We start from the raw sequence: 15523 nt of genomic DNA, 5'->3' as shown, positions 1-15523 counted from the left end.
GCGATCGTTCTCCCGACCAACGCTTGACGCTATTGCTTGTGAGCTTTGTAGCACTAGAGATAGGTGAGTCAATGGTGCAATCAAACTGGATGTAAGGATAACTCAGCAGGTCGCTTGACGCAGAGACCCCTAGCCAACCATTTTACAAACAATGAGTCCTGTTTTGCTTGGCAAATAAATTACAGTAAGCAATGAATGATCAACCTGTGCTTGAGGTGTTCTGGGCAATGGCTGTACGACTCAAAACTTATCGTTCTTAGTGCTTATGAAACGGTTATTGAAAAGCCTCAGAGCGTTTCTCAAACGGGCAGAACAATTCGTATGGCGAGTGAAAATGGCGCTCCGCTGGAAATGGATTCCAGTGGCATTTTGTTTGGCATTAATACTGGCGGCTACGATTAGTGCTGCCTCCTATCGGAACGCGAATCGATTAACGCACAATGCAACTCAGCTACATCGAAGTAACGAGGTGCTTCAAATTCTCTCCAGTGTATCGATCGCCCTTGCCAGTACAGAATTTAGACGAACAGACAATCTACTGCTTAGCAGTCTAAGCGAGTTAAAGGAATACGAAACAACTATTCAAGCCCTGATACCACAAGTAGCTAAGCTAGAGCGATCGCGTAATCATACTGCTCAAGAACAGGAATGGTTAAACACTCTAAGCTTTCTGCTTCGTCAACGAGAAGCGTCGTTTCAACAGTTAATTGAACAACGCCAGAGTAACCGACCAGATGCTGCTGTCCAGAAAGAACTGGTGGCTCAAGTAAGGCAAAATCAAAACGATATTCGTCAAATGATTGACGTTTTGCGAGTTGACGAGGAAGATTTTTTGAAGAGTCAGGCTGAGTATTTTCAGACTGGTTTTGAAAACAGAATGTTGCTTGAGCTAATTGGCACACTTTCGACATTCATACTGCTTCTAAGTATTTATGTCTTAGCCTGGTATCAAAAGAGGAAACGTCAACAGGCAGAAGCTCGGCAGTACTCTTTGGCACAGGTGACAACCCTTAGCGAACTCAAACTTCAGTTTTTCTCGATGGTTTCTCACGAGTTTCGGACTCCTCTCAGTCATATTCTCGGCTCAGCTCAGCTACTAGAAGAAACACTCAAGCCTCTGGTCGAGCCAGTCAAGCTGAAGAATCTGTATCGCATTCAAGCGTCTGCAAAGCTAATGACTCAGCTCTTGAATGACGTGCTCACGCTGGCACGGGCAGATGCAGGGAAGCTAGAGTACAACCCCAGTCAGGTAGAGATTCAAACGTTTTGCCTTAACCTGATCGAAGAGTTTGATCTGTCCGATGACTCTCAGCATGTCATCAAATTTTCACGACGGGGCGATCGCACTCATGCCTGGATGGATGAACGCTTGATCTACTCCGTTCTCAGCAACTTACTCTCTAATGCCATAAAGTATTCACCACCATCCAGCGTGGTCAATTTCACGCTCATTGCAGCAGCAGAGGCGATCACGTTTCAAGTTAAAGATGAAGGCATGGGGATGGACAAGGACGATCTAGCGGCACTGTACAACCCTTTTGTTCGGGGTAAGAATGCTCAAAAAGCGACAGGAACAGGGTTAGGGTTAGCCGTGGTGAAAAAATGCTTGGATTTACACCAGGGACACATTGCGGTTGAGAGCGGGGTTGGGATGGGAACCACTTTTACAGTCAGAGTGCCACAAAGCGACGATCGCTGAGGTGCAAACAGGGCAACGATCGCTGCCAGACGTTGTGGCTCAACGCTTCAGATCATAATCCCCCCGAAATCCCCCCGAAATCCTTTCCAATTTCTGCCGTTCAATGATGTAACTTTGTGTAAACTCAGGCGGGTGGCATGGGTCTGGTGCAGTTGCGTGCCAAACGTTTGCTGCCCGTCGGCAAACGCATCTCCAAGCTGATGCATCTATGTACAAAATCTGTGTACAAAAAATATGTACGAAAACCTCAAACTTTTCATTCTGCCTGTGCTTCAGCTAGAGCTTTCGCCCGACGGAGCGTTTCTGCTACCGCAAAAGTTTGTGGATGGCATGGTGAAGTACGTAGAACTCTGGTCTGGTTCGGTTAAGGCGTTAATGCAAGTGGCTCCGCCATCAGAAACCTATGCTGTTCTGGATCAAAAAGCCTTTCGTGCTGAAGATTTGCCGTTTGAAATTGAAGTGGTTTCGTATGACACACTCTCGGCAGAAGCGCTCAGTCAGGCAGCAGTGGTTTTAGCGTCGGCTGACTATCAACAAAACCACATTAGTCAACTGTGCCGCTCGGTGGGCGTTCCCTGTGTCTACGTCACTGAGTACAGCTTAAAGACTCGGAAACAGATTATTGCTGCTCAAACACGTAACCCGCTTTTACGCTGGTGGCGCAGCCGCTGGGAAACGAACCAAGAACGCGAACGGCAGCAGGCGATCGCCCTTGCTGAGGGTGTGCAGTGTAATGGTACACCCACCTATGCCGCCTATCGTGATATCAACCCAAACCCTTTGCTATTCTTTGATACGCGGACAACCGCCGACATAGTAGCCAGTGATCAAGAGGTAGAGCAGCGGTGCCAGACGCTAATCAACGAGAAAATGCCTCTGCGACTCGCGTTTTCAGGGCGCTTAGTGGCTGAAAAAGGGGCTGATCATCTCATTGATGTGGCGGCAGAACTCAAACGGCTAGGAGTGCCCTTTCAACTCTTTATCTGTGGTGATGGCAACCTTAAAAACTCAATGCAACGGCGGATTATCAGCGGTGGACTGAGCGATTGTGTCAAGCTGATGGGCGTGTTGGACTTTCAGCAAGAGCTTGTGCCCTTCATCAAGCACAACATTGACTTGTTTATCTGTTGCCATCGTCAGGGCGATCCATCCTGTACCTATTTGGAAACGCTGGCTTGTGGTGTACCGATTTTGGGTTACACCAATGAAGCCTTTGTTGGCGTTGAGCGTCAGTCTAAAACGGGATGGGTAGTGCCAATGAATCAACCGAAATTGCTGGCGCAACAAATTGCCAAACTGAATGTCGATCGCGCCGCACTCAAAGTCATGGCGTTGCGTTCTCTAGCGTTTGCTCGTTCGCATACGTTTGAACAGACCTTTGCTGACCGCATGACACACCTGATGCAGATTGCTCTAGCCAGCGCAGCCAGCCTTGCAGTCGGCATCCCAATTGGCATCCAGTTAGATTCTTCTGCCTGGGTTACGGCTCCGCTCAGTGTGCTTGAAGATCTCATACCGAAAACCGATCGCCAGTTTCGTCCAAAGCCGCCCTCACCCTGTTGAGTACGATCGCACCCCTAAACCAACCGTCAAGCAAAAGCAAGTCATAGCAGCCGCTTAATCATTGTTGTAGCTGAAGTGGTCTGCACCAAAAGGTTTTGTTGCCAGGAGCGATCGCGATTAGTCTATGCGATCGCTCTCGTTTAACCGTGCGGGCGATCGGTTCAACTGGCAACTTTCTCGCCTGTCTTGCGAGCGGGTCGCTTCCGCTGGCTCTTGCGCACACCGCCTGCCATTTCATATTCAGCGCTATCTTTGCCATACTCAAAGGCAACGCCCAGCAGCATTTTCTCCGACCATGCCATTAAGGTCTTTTCGGCTTCCAGCATCGCGGCACGGTCTGCATCCAACAGTGACAGCGTGGTGTTGTAGTCAGCAACTCGTCGGCGAGTGGTTTCAATCAACTCCGTGAATGCCTCAACGGTTAGCCCCTTGCCTAAATCCAGCGCTGGATTAATGGATTTTAAGCCTGCAATCCGACGCTCGGCTTTATCGACACTGGCTGAACTGCGCTTTAAACGTGCCATAGATGAACCTCATAAGGGTTAGGTGGATAACGTCCAGAGTGCCCACCAGCAAACCATAGCAAACATATTCATCGCTAGAAGAATTACGGATTTTTGACCGCTTGCAGCTCTACTGCCTCCGTGAATCTATTGATCGATCGCTTTTTAGTCGTTGGAACTGGCTAACGCATACCCAAAAGCAAGTGATACGTAACGAGATCCTTAAGTTGGAAATCAATCTAGTAGGCAATGCTCTGTCAAGTCAAAAGTGAAGCTTTGGGAGCGGGTGCGCCTCTTAGCATTCCTTCGGTGCTGAGATCCTCATCGATCGCCTCCCAGTGAATGCCGTAGCCACCACCGCATACTTCCCAGTTGGCTCGTTGCTCAGGCGTAGCGTTGAGCAGTCTTGGATACCAGACCAACGGCACTGTAATGATGCGCCCATCCATCAAATCAACGCTGATGGTTTCCTCTGTCAAGTGAACATCTTTAACTCTCTCGTCCGCTCGAATTGCCGAAATACCCATACCAAGCCTCCCATAAAAGCTCCTGGTTCTCTTGCACTAGAGTCCGCACTGTTCGTAGTTCTTTTGCACTGAAGCCAATACTGCTTGCCAAGCTAACGGCTTCTAACCAAAACTTAGCTGTTGAGCGATCGCGGTCAATGTGGACGTGGGGTGGTTCGTTTGGCTCGTGGCTGTAAAAGTAGAAGCGGTAGGAACCGACTCGCAAAACTGTAGGCATACCCAGAATTATACTCAAGCCTTTTACTCTAGCAGCAGCCTGTAGTCTCTGAAAATCGACGATCGCATACCCAACATCAAGAAATACAGACCTGAAACGAAAGAACGCAAACCTGAAAGCAAGAAACGCTAACTTAAATTAAGCAATACTTATACAAATTCAAGAAACGTAAGCCCAAAAGCAACAAATGCTTATCGAAGATCGAGAAATGGGTACACGTTCGGAGATTTTTAGGTTGCGATCGCTCGGTTTAGTTGTTGGAAGGGGCGATCGGGCTTGTAGCCATTAAAGGGGTTAGGACTTACGCAAACCTCGGAGGTTTTAACCAAGAATCAAGCATCGTGATCAACCTACTGGCTTAAACCTCGGAGGTTTTGGTCAACATGCGTAAGTCTTGAAAGTATGAAACTAGCTAAAATCCCGCTGCACCAAAAAACAATCTAAAATTTTTAGTCTTATTCCTTCGAAAGAGTTAATATGCAATCAAGCCCCAGTCTCATTATCTTCATCGGGATTTTAGACTGTGAGGCTTTAACCTAAGATAGGTTGCTATTTATGACTCTAGCTAAAGTTTTGCTAATTAGTGCTGTATCGGTTACCGTGCTGGCTAGCTCAAGGTCTGCTTACGCTCAAGATGCTAGGTATATCCAGATGTTAAACACGCAACTCCAAACGTCGGTATACGGTTATGGGAGCGCAACTAAACAGATGAATGACTCTTTGCGACGAAACGGTATGCCCAGTGCAGCAGCAGCAGGTAACCAAATGTTTTATCTTACTCAAGTCTTGGAAGCTTTGAATCAAATGGATCAAATAGCTATAAACGATCCACGTTACTGCCCATTAGCAAGACAGTATCAGAACTATGCAGTAAGAGGTGGGGTCATATCAGTTCCTACTGCTAGTCACGCTGGTGTTTCAGTTTACTGTGCTCGGTACGGTCGCTAAAGAAGTGATGTTTCAAGAAGATGTACTTCAAGGAGTCATAACAGTGCAGATAAATTTTATTTTTATTCTTGGAAATCAGGCTGTTAGGGAGATTGGAGAGAAAGCTACCGAGAATTTTTTCAACCGAAATCCTGGCTTTGTAATTGCTCTAGTCGTCTTAGCGGCTATTGTATATTTAGTAATTGCTTCAGCTAATGCTGGATCGGGAGGTTCTCTTGGATCAGGCAAAGTGAACGACTGGTTAATTGGTAAAGGCACTGAATGGCTTGATGCACCTAAGTGCTCTCGATGTTTATCAACACGAAATTTATATAAAACAAATTGCTGTAGTTCCAACATTTGTGGAAGCTGTATGAAAAATCGTGTTTCACAAGAAGGCTGGTTAATGTTTCAATCCTCATTCTTCACTTGTCCAAGTTGTGGTAGAAAAAGTAAGATTTAATTGTTGTCTTGGCAGTACGATCGCTGATCTTGTAGGTTGGGTTGAGAAACAGAAACCCAACAACTTCTTGTTTGCTCACCTCTGTTGCTTCAGCATAGATTACGCTGCCACTTTCCTGGTATGCCGAAACGGCTTTACCCATCCTCCAAAGAATTAAGGCTACCTACTTAATACATCTCTCAGTAGATCAATAAGCATTTGAACTAAAATTAAGGCATTAGTCTTTGTTGGAGCATTTTTACATGTCTTTGCAAGAGCTTAAGGAAAAAGCATACCAACTTTCTGTAAGCGATCGCCTTGCTCTCATTAGTGCTGTTATTCAATCACTGCAAAATCCACCACAGTTTGAGGACTGGCAGTATTTAGTGTCCCGTCCTCATGCTTGGCGTAAACAACTTTACGTTAAAGGTCATAAATTGCTTGCTTCGACTGTTTGGCAAGACATGGTAACGAATCAGTTGTCGCCAGAGCAAGCAGCCGAAAACTGGAATTTACCGTTGTTTGCTATTGATGAAGTAATTCAATACTGTGAGAGTCACCAAGAAATCTTGAAACTAGAGGCGGATGAAGAGCGCTATCGGTTAGAAGTAAAAGGAGTTTCGATTGAGTCTACGAATGTTGCTTGACGTAGCCATAGGGCTTCCCGAAGGGTAGATTCTCAAGCAAAGTATTTGGTTAATCTTCTTCAGGCAGCAGGGCACGATGTAGTTACAGTCAATGCAATAGATTTGATGAGTCGTCCAGACTCAGTTGTACTAGATTTCGCCAGACAAGATGAGCGAGTGCTACTCACACGCAACTGCGATGACTTTCAGGAACTGCATCAGCTTAACTCAATACATTCAGGAGTTTTGGCAGTTTACCAAGATTCTGATCCAGCTAAAAACATGAGTTATAAAGAGATTGTAAAAGCGATCGCAAATCTAGAATCAGCAGGATATGCACTTCAGAATCGGTTTGTTGTTCTCAATCAATGGAATTATTGATTTGTTAATACGATCGCTGATCTTGTAGGGTGGGTTGAGCAACGAAACTCAACAACTGCTTGGTTGCTCACCTCAGTTGCTTCAGAGATCGCTGATTTTGTCAGTGCGATCGTCACACCTTACGCACAGCAATCGATCGCGTTAGAGAAAAGCGCCCCTTTCTTATCAACGCCTTTGTACTGGTAACAGTACAATTCTGAAAGATTGTCAAACCCTCTCTGACTCGTTATCCTTCGATCAGAAAGGATTAACTAGGGGAACCTCAAATGGCAACCAATCTTTCTTTAGAGGAACGACTTGCAGCAGTAGAAGCAGCGATCTCTGAGTTGCAGAAGCAGATTGCGACTCCTCAACCGACGAATTGGCTCCAACAAATTACAGGCTCTTTTAAAGATGAACCTGCCTTTGAGGAGGTTCTTGCTTACGGACAAGCGATTCGACAAGGGGATGAGTCTTTCCTCGAAGCGCAAGACGAGCGATGAAATATTTGCTGGATACAGACCATCTAAGCATGCTTCAGCGTCAAGCAGGGAGGGATTTCAGCAACCTTTCGACGCGCATGGCTCATTACCCGTTATCAGATTTTGCTGTATCAACTGTGACTTTTCACGAACAGATGCTTGGCAGCCACGCTTACATTAATCGTGCTCGTAACCTGATTGACGTAGTGAAAGGATATGCGATGATGACGCGGCTCGTCACCGACTTTAAAGTGTTGCCCCTCATCTCATTCGATGCAAGTGCAGCTACGACATTTGATCAATTACAGTCACAGCGAATGCAACTAGCAAAGATGGATGCGCGGATCGCAGCAATTGCGCTATCTCGTGGATTGATTTTGTTAACCCGTAATCATCAAGACTTTGGTAAAGTATCAGGGTTATTGATCGAAGATTGGACGGTTTGAAGCACCAGTAGAAGTACGATCGCCGATCTCGTAGGGTGCGTTGCTTTGTAGCAAACGCACCATTTTATTGTGCAGTCTAAATGAACTCTTCTTTTAGTACGATCGCTGATCTTGTAGGTTGGGTTGAGAAACGAAACCCAACAACTGCTTGTTTGCTCACCTCCGTTGCTTCAGCAATTACCACCTTGATCACTCAGGGTAAAATGAAAGAGCAATGCTGCAACAAGGTCAGGTTCTATGACAATTCGACAACCCCGATATAGTAAAGAAGAATTTACCCAACGGGGCAATGCGCTCTATGAAGCCAAAATCCGGCTTCAGGTTGAGCAAAACTATCGGAACAAGATTGTGGCGATCGATATCGAGACAGGTGAATTTGAGATTGGCGATGATAGCTTGAGTGCAGCCGATCGGCTTTTCCAACGCCTTCCCGATGCTCAACCTTGGTGCGTTCGGATTGGCACTGGTCCGGTTCATCGTTTGGGCTTTCATGCTCCAGTAGAAGCACAATGATTTTTGGTTTTGTGCAGAATCGGGAGGCAATTGTGCAGCTTGCGATTATTGGTGATCAGCAAAAGCAGCAAGGGATTCGCGCCGTCATGGACACGGGCTTTACGGGAAGCTTGACGCTGCCGCCAACCATAATTGCGGCTCTAGCGTTGACTTGGTTTACACAGCAGGAAGGGTTTCTGGGTGATGGGAGTCGCAGAACCTTTGATGTCTATCGTGGAACAGTTATCTGGAACGGTCAGCTTCGGGCGATTGAGATCAATGCCTCTGATACGGCACCTTTAGTAGGAATGGCTTTACTGGAAGGGTTTGAACTCAGGATACAAGCCTATGAAGGTGGCAGTGTGGCAATTCTGCCGATCGCGTAGTACGATCGCCGATCTCGTAAGATTGGGCACGATGTTTCATGCTTGGTTAAACCCTCCGAGCTTGCGTAAGCCCTCTCTTTGTGAGATACGATCGAAACAAACCTTGAGAGGTTAGGAGATTTTGTAGAATGCATTGCTGCAAAGCAAACGCACCCTTATTGGGCATTCTCGATAAACTGCTACTCAACTACCGAAAACCTAGAATCGCAATAGGGTGAGCAGTGCCCGTCCGTTGGCTCGTAGAATACTATGAAAGAGTTAACAGTCTTAGTAGGATTCCCAACTATGCTGGCACATCGTATTGAAACAATTATTTCTCAGGATAAAACGCTGACCCTGGAAAATCTACCGTTTCATTCTGGCGAACAAGTTGAGGTCATTATTTTGTCTCGATCGCGAAGAGACTCTGGACAAAACCACTATCCTCTTCGTGGAACCACAATTCAGTACACTGATCCGACCGAACCTGTGGCGCAAGATGACTGGGAAGTTACACGATGATTGTACTCGATACTCACATTTGGCTCTGGTGGGTGCATGGAGATAGCAAGCTTACTCGTGAGTACTATGAGTACATTCAACAACAAGAATCACAGGGGTTAGGAATCAGTGCAATTTCTTGCTGGGAAGTCGCCAAATTAGTCGAATATGGTCGGTTGACCTTACCCAGTTCTGTAGATGAATGGTTAAACGAAGCTTTAAGTTATCCAGGTGTAAATTTTCTAGAGTTAACGCCGAAAATTTGCATAGAAGCAACTCAGCTACCAGGATCTTTTCATCGAGATCCTGCTGATCAAATCATCGTTGCAACAGCCAGAGTTCACAATTGCCCAATTGTAACAGTGGATAGGAAAATTCGAGAGTATTCATACGTCGATTCTCAGCCATAAAGTACGATCGCCAAGCTTGTAGGTTAGGTTGAGAAACGAAACAACTGCTTGGTTGCTCACCTTCATTGCTTCAGCGATCGCTAATCACATTGCTCAAGTACGATCGCCGATCTTGTAAAATGCATTGCCGCAAAGCAAACGTACCTAGATTTGCATTCAATCTCTACGATCGCACTGATGCAGGCATTTTTGAATAGGATGAGCGCTCGTGTTTTGTCTTTCAGTGAGACCGATCGCGGTTATTGCAGGGTTGCTGGTTTTGCTATCGTTATTAGTGGGCAATGCGATCGCTCATACGTCTTATTTGTGAAAAGACTTTCGAGCAAATCTCGATCGCCCTCCCGTAAACTAAACGTTTATACTGAGATTGCCCTCTAGTGGTGGCACTGCTTTCCTCTAAGGGTATTGATCATAGCAAAAAGACAAAAAGATGGAGGATAGAAATGTCACAGTCTTTTGTATTGGAATATTGGCATGATGAGGGCTGGCTTGTCGGTCGTCTTAGAGGCGTTCCTGGTGTATTTAGCCAGGGTCAAACGCTGGACGAACTAGAAGACAACATCCGCGATGCTTATCAACTCATGAATGCAGACGAAGAATCTGCTCCCGCAGACGCTAAGACTAAAGAATTAGTTCTTTAAGTATGAAGCGCCAGGAGTTTATTCGTGAATTGGAACGTGCAGGATGTGTATTACATCGTCACGGTGCAAAACATGATGTGTATCAAAATCTAGCCAATGGCAAGAAAGCTCCAGTGCCACGCCATACAGAGATCAAGAACAGCTTGTGTCGCCTAATTCGCAAACAGCTTGATTTACCAGAATCTAAGTAATGGTTGTCACGACAGACGATCGCGCTTAAATTTGCACTCAGTTTGTACGATCGCACTGATGCAGACATTTGAATAGGATGGGCGATCGCTCTTATCTTCAAGTGAGAGAGCGATCGTCCAGCTCATCATGGTTCAGCGTTAATACTATGAAACTCAAGCTGGCTACCAATTCTAGTGGCTTGCTATAATGCTTTCAGAACTTGAACCCACCTGAAATTCCCATGACATCCCAGCAGCTTGAAGAACGATCGCAACAGCTTGAAGCGCGGGTCGAAGCCTTGGAGGGAGAGTTAGCGCAAATGAAGCAACTGCTATCTGGGTTCCTTCAGAAAAAAGCGCCCTGGTGGTCAGAAGTTGCGGGTAGTTTTGAAACCGATCCGACCTTTGATGAAGCCGTTCGCCTCGGACAAGAATGGCGTAAGTCTGCTGAGTAGATCCTTGAAACTCCATAATGTACATTCTTGATACCGATCATCTCAGCCTTATTCAACGGAACGGACAAGAAGGAAAGCAAATCTTGTCACGTCTCGTAACGATTGAAGAGCTTGAAGTTGTGGTAACTGTGATTACCTACGAGGAGCAAGTCAGAGGGCGGCTAGCTGTTTTATCCAAGACAAAAACCCTGGATGAACAAGTTATTGCTTATCAAGGATTACAGAAACTTGCAGCGGACTATCAAACCATTGTCATTGCCCCTTTTCACCATACAGCCGCTCTAGAGCATCAACGCTTACGAAAAACGTATCCGCGTCTAGGAAATATGGATCTAAAGATTGCCGCGATCGCTCTCACCAATAACGCAACTCTGCTCACCCGCAATGTGTCAGATTTTAGGCAAATCGTAGAACTACGAATCGAAGATTGATCAGTAGTACAATTAAACGATCGCGCTTAGATTTACACTCAATCTGCACGATCGCACTGATGCAGACATTTGAATAGGATGGGCGATCGCAGCAGCCGTTGCTCAACCTTGCAATCGCTGATGCTTTGTCTCAGTTAGCTTTTGAAGCGTCTGAACACTGGCATAAGACGTACAGCCGTTTTTGCCAACGCAGCAGCGATAAGATGAGATTAGTGATCTATTGGGTTCGTTGGTTCGATGCTCTCCCTTTCTCCTACCCTCAAAGAACGTCTTTCTACGCCACTAAGGATTGGACACTTTGAGGTGAACAGTCGTGTGTTGCAGTCGCCCCTCTCAGGCGTAACCGATCTCGTGTTTCGACGGTTGGTGCGTCGTCATGCGCCAGAGTCGATGATGTATACCGAGATGGTGAACGCAACGGGGCTGCATTACGTGAAGGAACTGCCCATCATTATGGAGGTCGACCCTAACGAGCGCCCCATCAGCATTCAGTTGTTTGATTGCCGTCCTGACTTTCTGGCAGAAGCGGCGCAAATGGCGGTGGCAGAAGGAGCTGACACCGTGGATATTAACATGGGCTGTCCGGTGAACAAGATTACCAAAAATGGAGGTGGTTCTTCACTGTTGCGCGATCCAGAGACAGCAGAGGCGATCGTCCGTTCCGTTACCAAAGCCGTGGATGTGCCTGTCACCGTCAAAACTCGCATTGGCTGGACAGATCAGGAAATCACGATCTTGGATTTTGCCAAACGGATGGAAGATGCAGGCGCACAGATGATTACGGTGCATGGACGGACGCGATCGCAGGGCTACAACGGCAACGCCAAGTGGGAATGGATTGCGAAGGTGAAAGAGATCCTATCGATTCCCGTGATTGCCAATGGCGATATTTTCTCTGTAGAAGCGGCGGTGAATTGCCTGGAGCAAACCGGAGCCGATGGCGTGATGTGTTCGCGTGGGACGATGGGCTATCCGTTTTTGGTGGGTGAAGTCGATCAGTTTCTGAAGACTGGCATCTTGAAACCAACGCCAAGTGCTATCGATCGCCTCCAATGTGCGCGTGAGCATTTGTACATGCTGTGGGAATACAAGGGCGATCGCGGAGTGCGTCAGGCACGCAAACACATGACCTGGTATGCCAAAGGGTTTGCTGGAGCGGCTGATCTGCGGGGACAGTTGAGCACGATCGAGAACGTGCAGCAAGGCTTGGATCTCATTGATCGGGCGATCGGGCGACTTATGCAAGAGGTAGACGTGGAACAAGTGGAGTTGGCGATCGCTTAATCCAGCAGACTGGGGTCAATACCAAGCGCATTAAGTTGTTCAGGGGTAAGCGATTAGAGTTTTTCCACAAGCTGCTGTCGCTTTTGTCGCTCTTGTTCTGTATGCTGCCGTTCTCGTAACACTTCTTGCTGTTCCAGGTCTGCCCGTTCATCGCCCGTTAGCAAGAGCTGACCCCTCAGCATTCCACCAGCGGAGCCAGGGCAATTCGATATTCTGATAGCGTCCCTGCCAGATGCCGCGCTCAACGCCTAATGGTGCGATCGGATAGTGCCTGCGATCGTTCGGGTTCATTGGCTGATAACGACTGTTGCGCCGGACATGACTAACCATTCCAACATATGGAATCAGATGTGCTGAATGTTCTCTCCACTATCGCATTCACACCCCAGCGATGCGAATGCCTGAGTCCGTGAATACGTTACTGTGTGTGACTACCTTTCGTCATGGGCACTCTAAGCCAGATGTATGCAAGGTCATTTCAATGAGTAGCGGCATTTATCTAGTTCAGAACGACAATCAACTCGTTCAAATGAGGGAGTCGCCCTACGAGTCAGAGGATTTGCTGCAAGAATTGCTTGCTAAGTATCCAGATCTTCTGGCAGGCGAACAGATGAATAGCGTTGAGCCAAGACGCTGGCTCCTCATTTCTCGTGAGATGGGAGTTGATCGTTGGTCAATCGATCACTTATTTCTTGATCAAGATGGTATTCCAACTTTAGTGGAAGTTAAGCGTAGTAGTAATACTGAGATTCGGAGAGCAGTAGTTGGTCAGATGCTCGACTATGCAGCCAATAGTATTGTTTATTGGTCTGTTGAATCGCTCTGCACACAGTTTGAGAAAAACTGTCAAAGCCAAAAGATTGACCCAGCGCAAAAAATGGGTGAATTTCTGGGAGAAGATGGTGAGCCAGGACAGTTTTGGGAGAAAGTTGAAACCAACCTCAAAACAGGCAAAATCCGGATGGTTTTTGTAGCAGATAAAATCCCTGTAGAACTTCAAAGCATTGTTGAGTTCTTAAATGTACAGATGAGTCCAGCCGAGGTGTTAGCAGTTGAGATTAAGCAATACCTTGGTCAAGAACTTAGAACGCTTGTTCCTAGATTAATTGGTCAAACGATAGCGCGGGGGGGATCTTCTGTTTTGCGTGAAACTAAGCGATGGGATGAAGATTTATTCTTTACTGAACTGGAGATGAGCTGCAGTCTTGATGAGATTAAGACTGGTAGAGCGATACTTGCTTGGGCGCAACGTGAAGTTGGAAAAATCAAGTGGGGAACAGGTGCAAGATCTGGAACTCTGATTCCAAAGCTTCATCATAATGGTAAAGACCATTCAATCTTTAGATTGTGGACTGTTGGAGTGATTGAAACTTCCTATTCACAGATGAACTTGAGCAGAACTCAGGAACAGTTTCGTGGGCTTGGAGGCAACGTTACTGAGTACTCTGCAAATATCCACCTGTCCCAGTTAGCTGAGGAGGCTAGATTGACACAGTTTTTTGATGTTTGCAGTCAAATTATTCAGGATATTAGAGCTATGTAGAACTAGCTGTGAGTGGTTAGAGTAACTTAAGCAGCGTTCAGGCGAATCGATGATCAGCTACCAGTTTCCTGAAAACTTCCTTTGGGGAGCCGCCACCGCCTCCTATCAAATTGAAGGGGCGGTAAAAGAAGATGGGCGCAAGCCGAGCGTGTGGGATACCTTTAGCGCTAGACCGGGACGCACGTTGAATGGAGATACGGGTGCCGTCGCCTGCGATCACTACCACCGTTACGAGAGCGACATAAAGTTGATGGCAGCGTTGGGCATCAAACATTATCGCTTTAGCATTGCCTGGACGCGCATTCTGCCCGATGGACGGGGAGCTGTCAACGAAGCGGGTGTGGATTTCTATAGACGACTGGTGGACTGTTTGCGCGAGCATGATATTACCCCTCACGCCACTTTGTTTCATTGGGATAGTCCCCAGGCGCTGGAGGATCGCTACGGCTCCTGGCGCAGTCGGGAAATGGCGCAGGACTATGCGGATTACGTGACGGCAGTGGTGAGTCGGCTGGGCGATCGCATCACAAACTGGATGACGATCAACGAAATTTCGTGCTTTACCCATCTAGGCTATGCGGTGCATGCTGATCCGCCCCATGCTCCCGGTACGCGGGTCAAAACCAGCAAAGAGGTTTGGCAAACCTGTCATCACGCAATTTTGGCGCATGGTTTGGGCTGTCAGGCAATTCGAGCCGCCTCGCCTGTTCCATGTTCGATCGCCCTGGTGGATAATCCTGCCGTGACGGTGCCGATCGTCGAATCAACAGACCACATCACAGCGGCACAAAAAGCGTTTCCGACCTGTTGGGCAAACGGTGGCATTCTGTACCCAGTGCTGACGGGTGCTTACAGTCCAGCTTTGCTAGAGCAACTGGGACGCGATGCACCAGACATTCGGGCAGGCGATTTAGCAACGATCCATCAACCCCTGGATGCGTTGGGGCTAAATATCTACACAGGCACTTACGTAAAAGCAGCCGACAATCCTAGCGGTTACGAACTGCTTGACTTTCGTGACAGCTATCCTCGCCTCAACATGCCCTGGCTCTGGATGCTGCCAGAAGCGCTGTATTGGGGCGTACGCCACGTCAGTGAAACGTTAGGAAGACCCGATTTGCCCCTCTTCGTCACTGAAAATGGCTGTGCCGCGCAAGATACGGTGAACGCGCAGGGCGAAGTCATCGATTTAGAACGGATTGCCTATCTGCGACAGTATCTCAAAGCGGCTCATCGCGCCGTGGCAGAAGGCTATCCCTTACATGGCTATTTTGTTTGGAGCTTGCTGGACAACTTTGAATGGGCGTGGGGGTACGATCGCCGTTTCGGCATCACCTACATCGACTATGCTACGCAGCAACGCACCCCAAAAGCTAGCTTTCACTGGTACGCAGAGTGCATTCGGCAGAGACGGGTGGTTTGAGGGGAGGCAGGGGGGA

General features: G+C 47.3%; 22 protein-coding genes and 1 pseudogene. 18 read left to right on the top strand and 5 right to left on the bottom strand.

Going from position 1 to position 15523, the window contains the following annotated elements; genetic code table 11:
• The first annotated feature begins 265 nt into the window (after positions 1–265).
• Both AC5JO6_RS09300 and AC5JO6_RS09295 read left to right on the top strand, forming a co-directional pair.
• Positions 266–1699, top strand: coding sequence for a sensor histidine kinase (locus AC5JO6_RS09300; RefSeq protein WP_496080782.1), 1434 nt, complete (start codon positions 266–268; stop codon positions 1697–1699).
• Positions 1700–1933: 234 nt separating this feature from the next.
• A complete protein-coding gene (locus AC5JO6_RS09295) occupies positions 1934–3262 on the top strand; it encodes a glycosyltransferase (RefSeq protein WP_496080781.1) in 1329 nt (442 codons plus the stop codon).
• 161 nt (positions 3263–3423) lie between these two features.
• On the opposite strand, the gene AC5JO6_RS09290 is transcribed toward AC5JO6_RS09295, so the two are convergent.
• From AC5JO6_RS09290 to AC5JO6_RS09280, 3 genes are all read right to left on the bottom strand, one after another.
• Positions 3424–3786: a hypothetical protein gene (locus tag AC5JO6_RS09290; RefSeq protein ID WP_496080780.1), complete on the bottom strand. Its 363-nt coding sequence runs from the start codon at positions 3784–3786 to the stop codon at positions 3424–3426.
• 236 nt (positions 3787–4022) lie between these two features.
• Positions 4023–4292: a DUF2442 domain-containing protein gene (locus AC5JO6_RS09285; protein ID WP_496080779.1), complete on the bottom strand. Its 270-nt coding sequence runs from the start codon at positions 4290–4292 to the stop codon at positions 4023–4025.
• Complete coding sequence (locus AC5JO6_RS09280; protein ID WP_496080778.1) at positions 4255–4509, bottom strand: DUF4160 domain-containing protein; 255 nt, start codon at positions 4507–4509, stop codon at positions 4255–4257. Before AC5JO6_RS09280 ends, AC5JO6_RS09285 begins: the two co-directional genes overlap by 38 nt.
• 928 nt (positions 4510–5437) lie before the next feature.
• Between AC5JO6_RS09280 and AC5JO6_RS09275 the strand changes: the two genes are divergently transcribed.
• From AC5JO6_RS09275 to AC5JO6_RS09225, 11 genes are all read left to right on the top strand, one after another.
• On the top strand, positions 5438–5899 hold the full coding sequence (locus AC5JO6_RS09275; protein ID WP_496080777.1) for a hypothetical protein: 462 nt from the start codon (positions 5438–5440) through the stop codon (positions 5897–5899).
• 242 nt (positions 5900–6141) lie between these two features.
• On the top strand, positions 6142–6525 hold the full coding sequence (locus AC5JO6_RS09270) for a hypothetical protein (protein ID WP_496080776.1): 384 nt from the start codon (positions 6142–6144) through the stop codon (positions 6523–6525).
• A 45-nt stretch (positions 6526–6570) separates the two neighbouring features.
• Positions 6571–6885: a DUF5615 family PIN-like protein gene (locus tag AC5JO6_RS09265; protein ID WP_496080775.1), complete on the top strand. Its 315-nt coding sequence runs from the start codon at positions 6571–6573 to the stop codon at positions 6883–6885.
• Positions 6886–7151: 266 nt separating this feature from the next.
• Positions 7152–7367: a hypothetical protein gene (locus tag AC5JO6_RS09260; RefSeq protein WP_496080774.1), complete on the top strand. Its 216-nt coding sequence runs from the start codon at positions 7152–7154 to the stop codon at positions 7365–7367.
• Positions 7364–7792 carry a type II toxin-antitoxin system VapC family toxin gene (locus AC5JO6_RS09255; protein ID WP_496080773.1) on the top strand — a complete coding sequence of 143 codons (429 nt, stop codon included), beginning with the start codon at positions 7364–7366 and terminating at the stop codon, positions 7790–7792. Before AC5JO6_RS09260 ends, AC5JO6_RS09255 begins: the two co-directional genes overlap by 4 nt.
• Positions 7793–8029: 237 nt before the next feature.
• Positions 8030–8305 (top strand): hypothetical protein, encoded by a 276-nt coding sequence (locus tag AC5JO6_RS09250; RefSeq protein ID WP_496080772.1) that lies wholly within the window; start codon positions 8030–8032, stop codon positions 8303–8305.
• Positions 8302–8670, top strand: a complete 369-nt coding sequence (locus tag AC5JO6_RS09245) for a clan AA aspartic protease (protein WP_496080771.1) — start codon at positions 8302–8304, stop codon at positions 8668–8670. The genes AC5JO6_RS09250 and AC5JO6_RS09245 overlap by 4 nt, the downstream gene beginning before the upstream one ends.
• Positions 8671–8919: 249 nt before the next feature.
• Positions 8920–9171 carry a hypothetical protein gene (locus AC5JO6_RS09240; protein ID WP_496080770.1) on the top strand — a complete coding sequence of 84 codons (252 nt, stop codon included), beginning with the start codon at positions 8920–8922 and terminating at the stop codon, positions 9169–9171.
• The gene (locus tag AC5JO6_RS09235) at positions 9168–9560 is read left to right on the top strand and encodes a type II toxin-antitoxin system VapC family toxin (RefSeq protein WP_496080769.1); all 393 of its coding nucleotides are present in this window, start codon (positions 9168–9170) and stop codon (positions 9558–9560) included. The genes AC5JO6_RS09240 and AC5JO6_RS09235 overlap by 4 nt, the downstream gene beginning before the upstream one ends.
• A 443-nt stretch (positions 9561–10003) precedes the next feature.
• Positions 10004–10201: a type II toxin-antitoxin system HicB family antitoxin gene (locus AC5JO6_RS09230; RefSeq protein WP_496080768.1), complete on the top strand. Its 198-nt coding sequence runs from the start codon at positions 10004–10006 to the stop codon at positions 10199–10201.
• 2 nt (positions 10202–10203) lie between these two features.
• The gene (locus AC5JO6_RS09225; protein ID WP_496080767.1) at positions 10204–10392 is read left to right on the top strand and encodes a type II toxin-antitoxin system HicA family toxin; all 189 of its coding nucleotides are present in this window, start codon (positions 10204–10206) and stop codon (positions 10390–10392) included.
• A 6-nt stretch (positions 10393–10398) separates the two neighbouring features.
• Here the strand turns inward: AC5JO6_RS09225 and AC5JO6_RS09220 are convergent, their stop codons facing one another.
• Entirely contained in the window at positions 10399–10521 is a 123-nt protein-coding gene (locus AC5JO6_RS09220; RefSeq protein WP_496080766.1) for a hypothetical protein, read from the bottom strand.
• 92 nt (positions 10522–10613) lie between these two features.
• On the opposite strand from AC5JO6_RS09220, the gene AC5JO6_RS09215 reads away from it, so the two are divergent.
• From AC5JO6_RS09215 to dusB, 3 genes are all read left to right on the top strand, one after another.
• Positions 10614–10826, top strand: coding sequence for a hypothetical protein (locus AC5JO6_RS09215; RefSeq protein WP_496080765.1), 213 nt, complete (start codon positions 10614–10616; stop codon positions 10824–10826).
• 17 nt (positions 10827–10843) lie between these two features.
• On the top strand, positions 10844–11257 hold the full coding sequence (locus tag AC5JO6_RS09210; protein ID WP_496080764.1) for a type II toxin-antitoxin system VapC family toxin: 414 nt from the start codon (positions 10844–10846) through the stop codon (positions 11255–11257).
• A gap of 237 nt (positions 11258–11494) precedes the next feature.
• On the top strand, positions 11495–12541 hold the full coding sequence (gene dusB, locus AC5JO6_RS09205) for a tRNA dihydrouridine synthase DusB (protein WP_496080763.1): 1047 nt from the start codon (positions 11495–11497) through the stop codon (positions 12539–12541).
• Positions 12542–12594: 53 nt separating this feature from the next.
• Here the strand turns inward: dusB and AC5JO6_RS09200 are convergent.
• Positions 12595–12844, bottom strand: a pseudogene (locus AC5JO6_RS09200) (Uma2 family endonuclease); the annotation flags it as partial.
• A gap of 178 nt (positions 12845–13022) precedes the next feature.
• Between AC5JO6_RS09200 and AC5JO6_RS09195 the strand changes: the two are divergent.
• On the top strand, positions 13023–14084 hold the full coding sequence (locus AC5JO6_RS09195) for a hypothetical protein (protein WP_496080762.1): 1062 nt from the start codon (positions 13023–13025) through the stop codon (positions 14082–14084).
• A gap of 49 nt (positions 14085–14133) precedes the next feature.
• Positions 14134–15507, top strand: coding sequence for a GH1 family beta-glucosidase (locus AC5JO6_RS09190; protein WP_496080761.1), 1374 nt, complete (start codon positions 14134–14136; stop codon positions 15505–15507).
• Positions 15508–15523 lie beyond the last annotated feature (16 nt).

This window comes from Tildeniella sp., assembly GCF_059505325.1.
The sequence above is the reverse complement of the archived record's forward strand: the minus strand, read 5'-3'. Positions and strand labels throughout refer to the sequence as shown.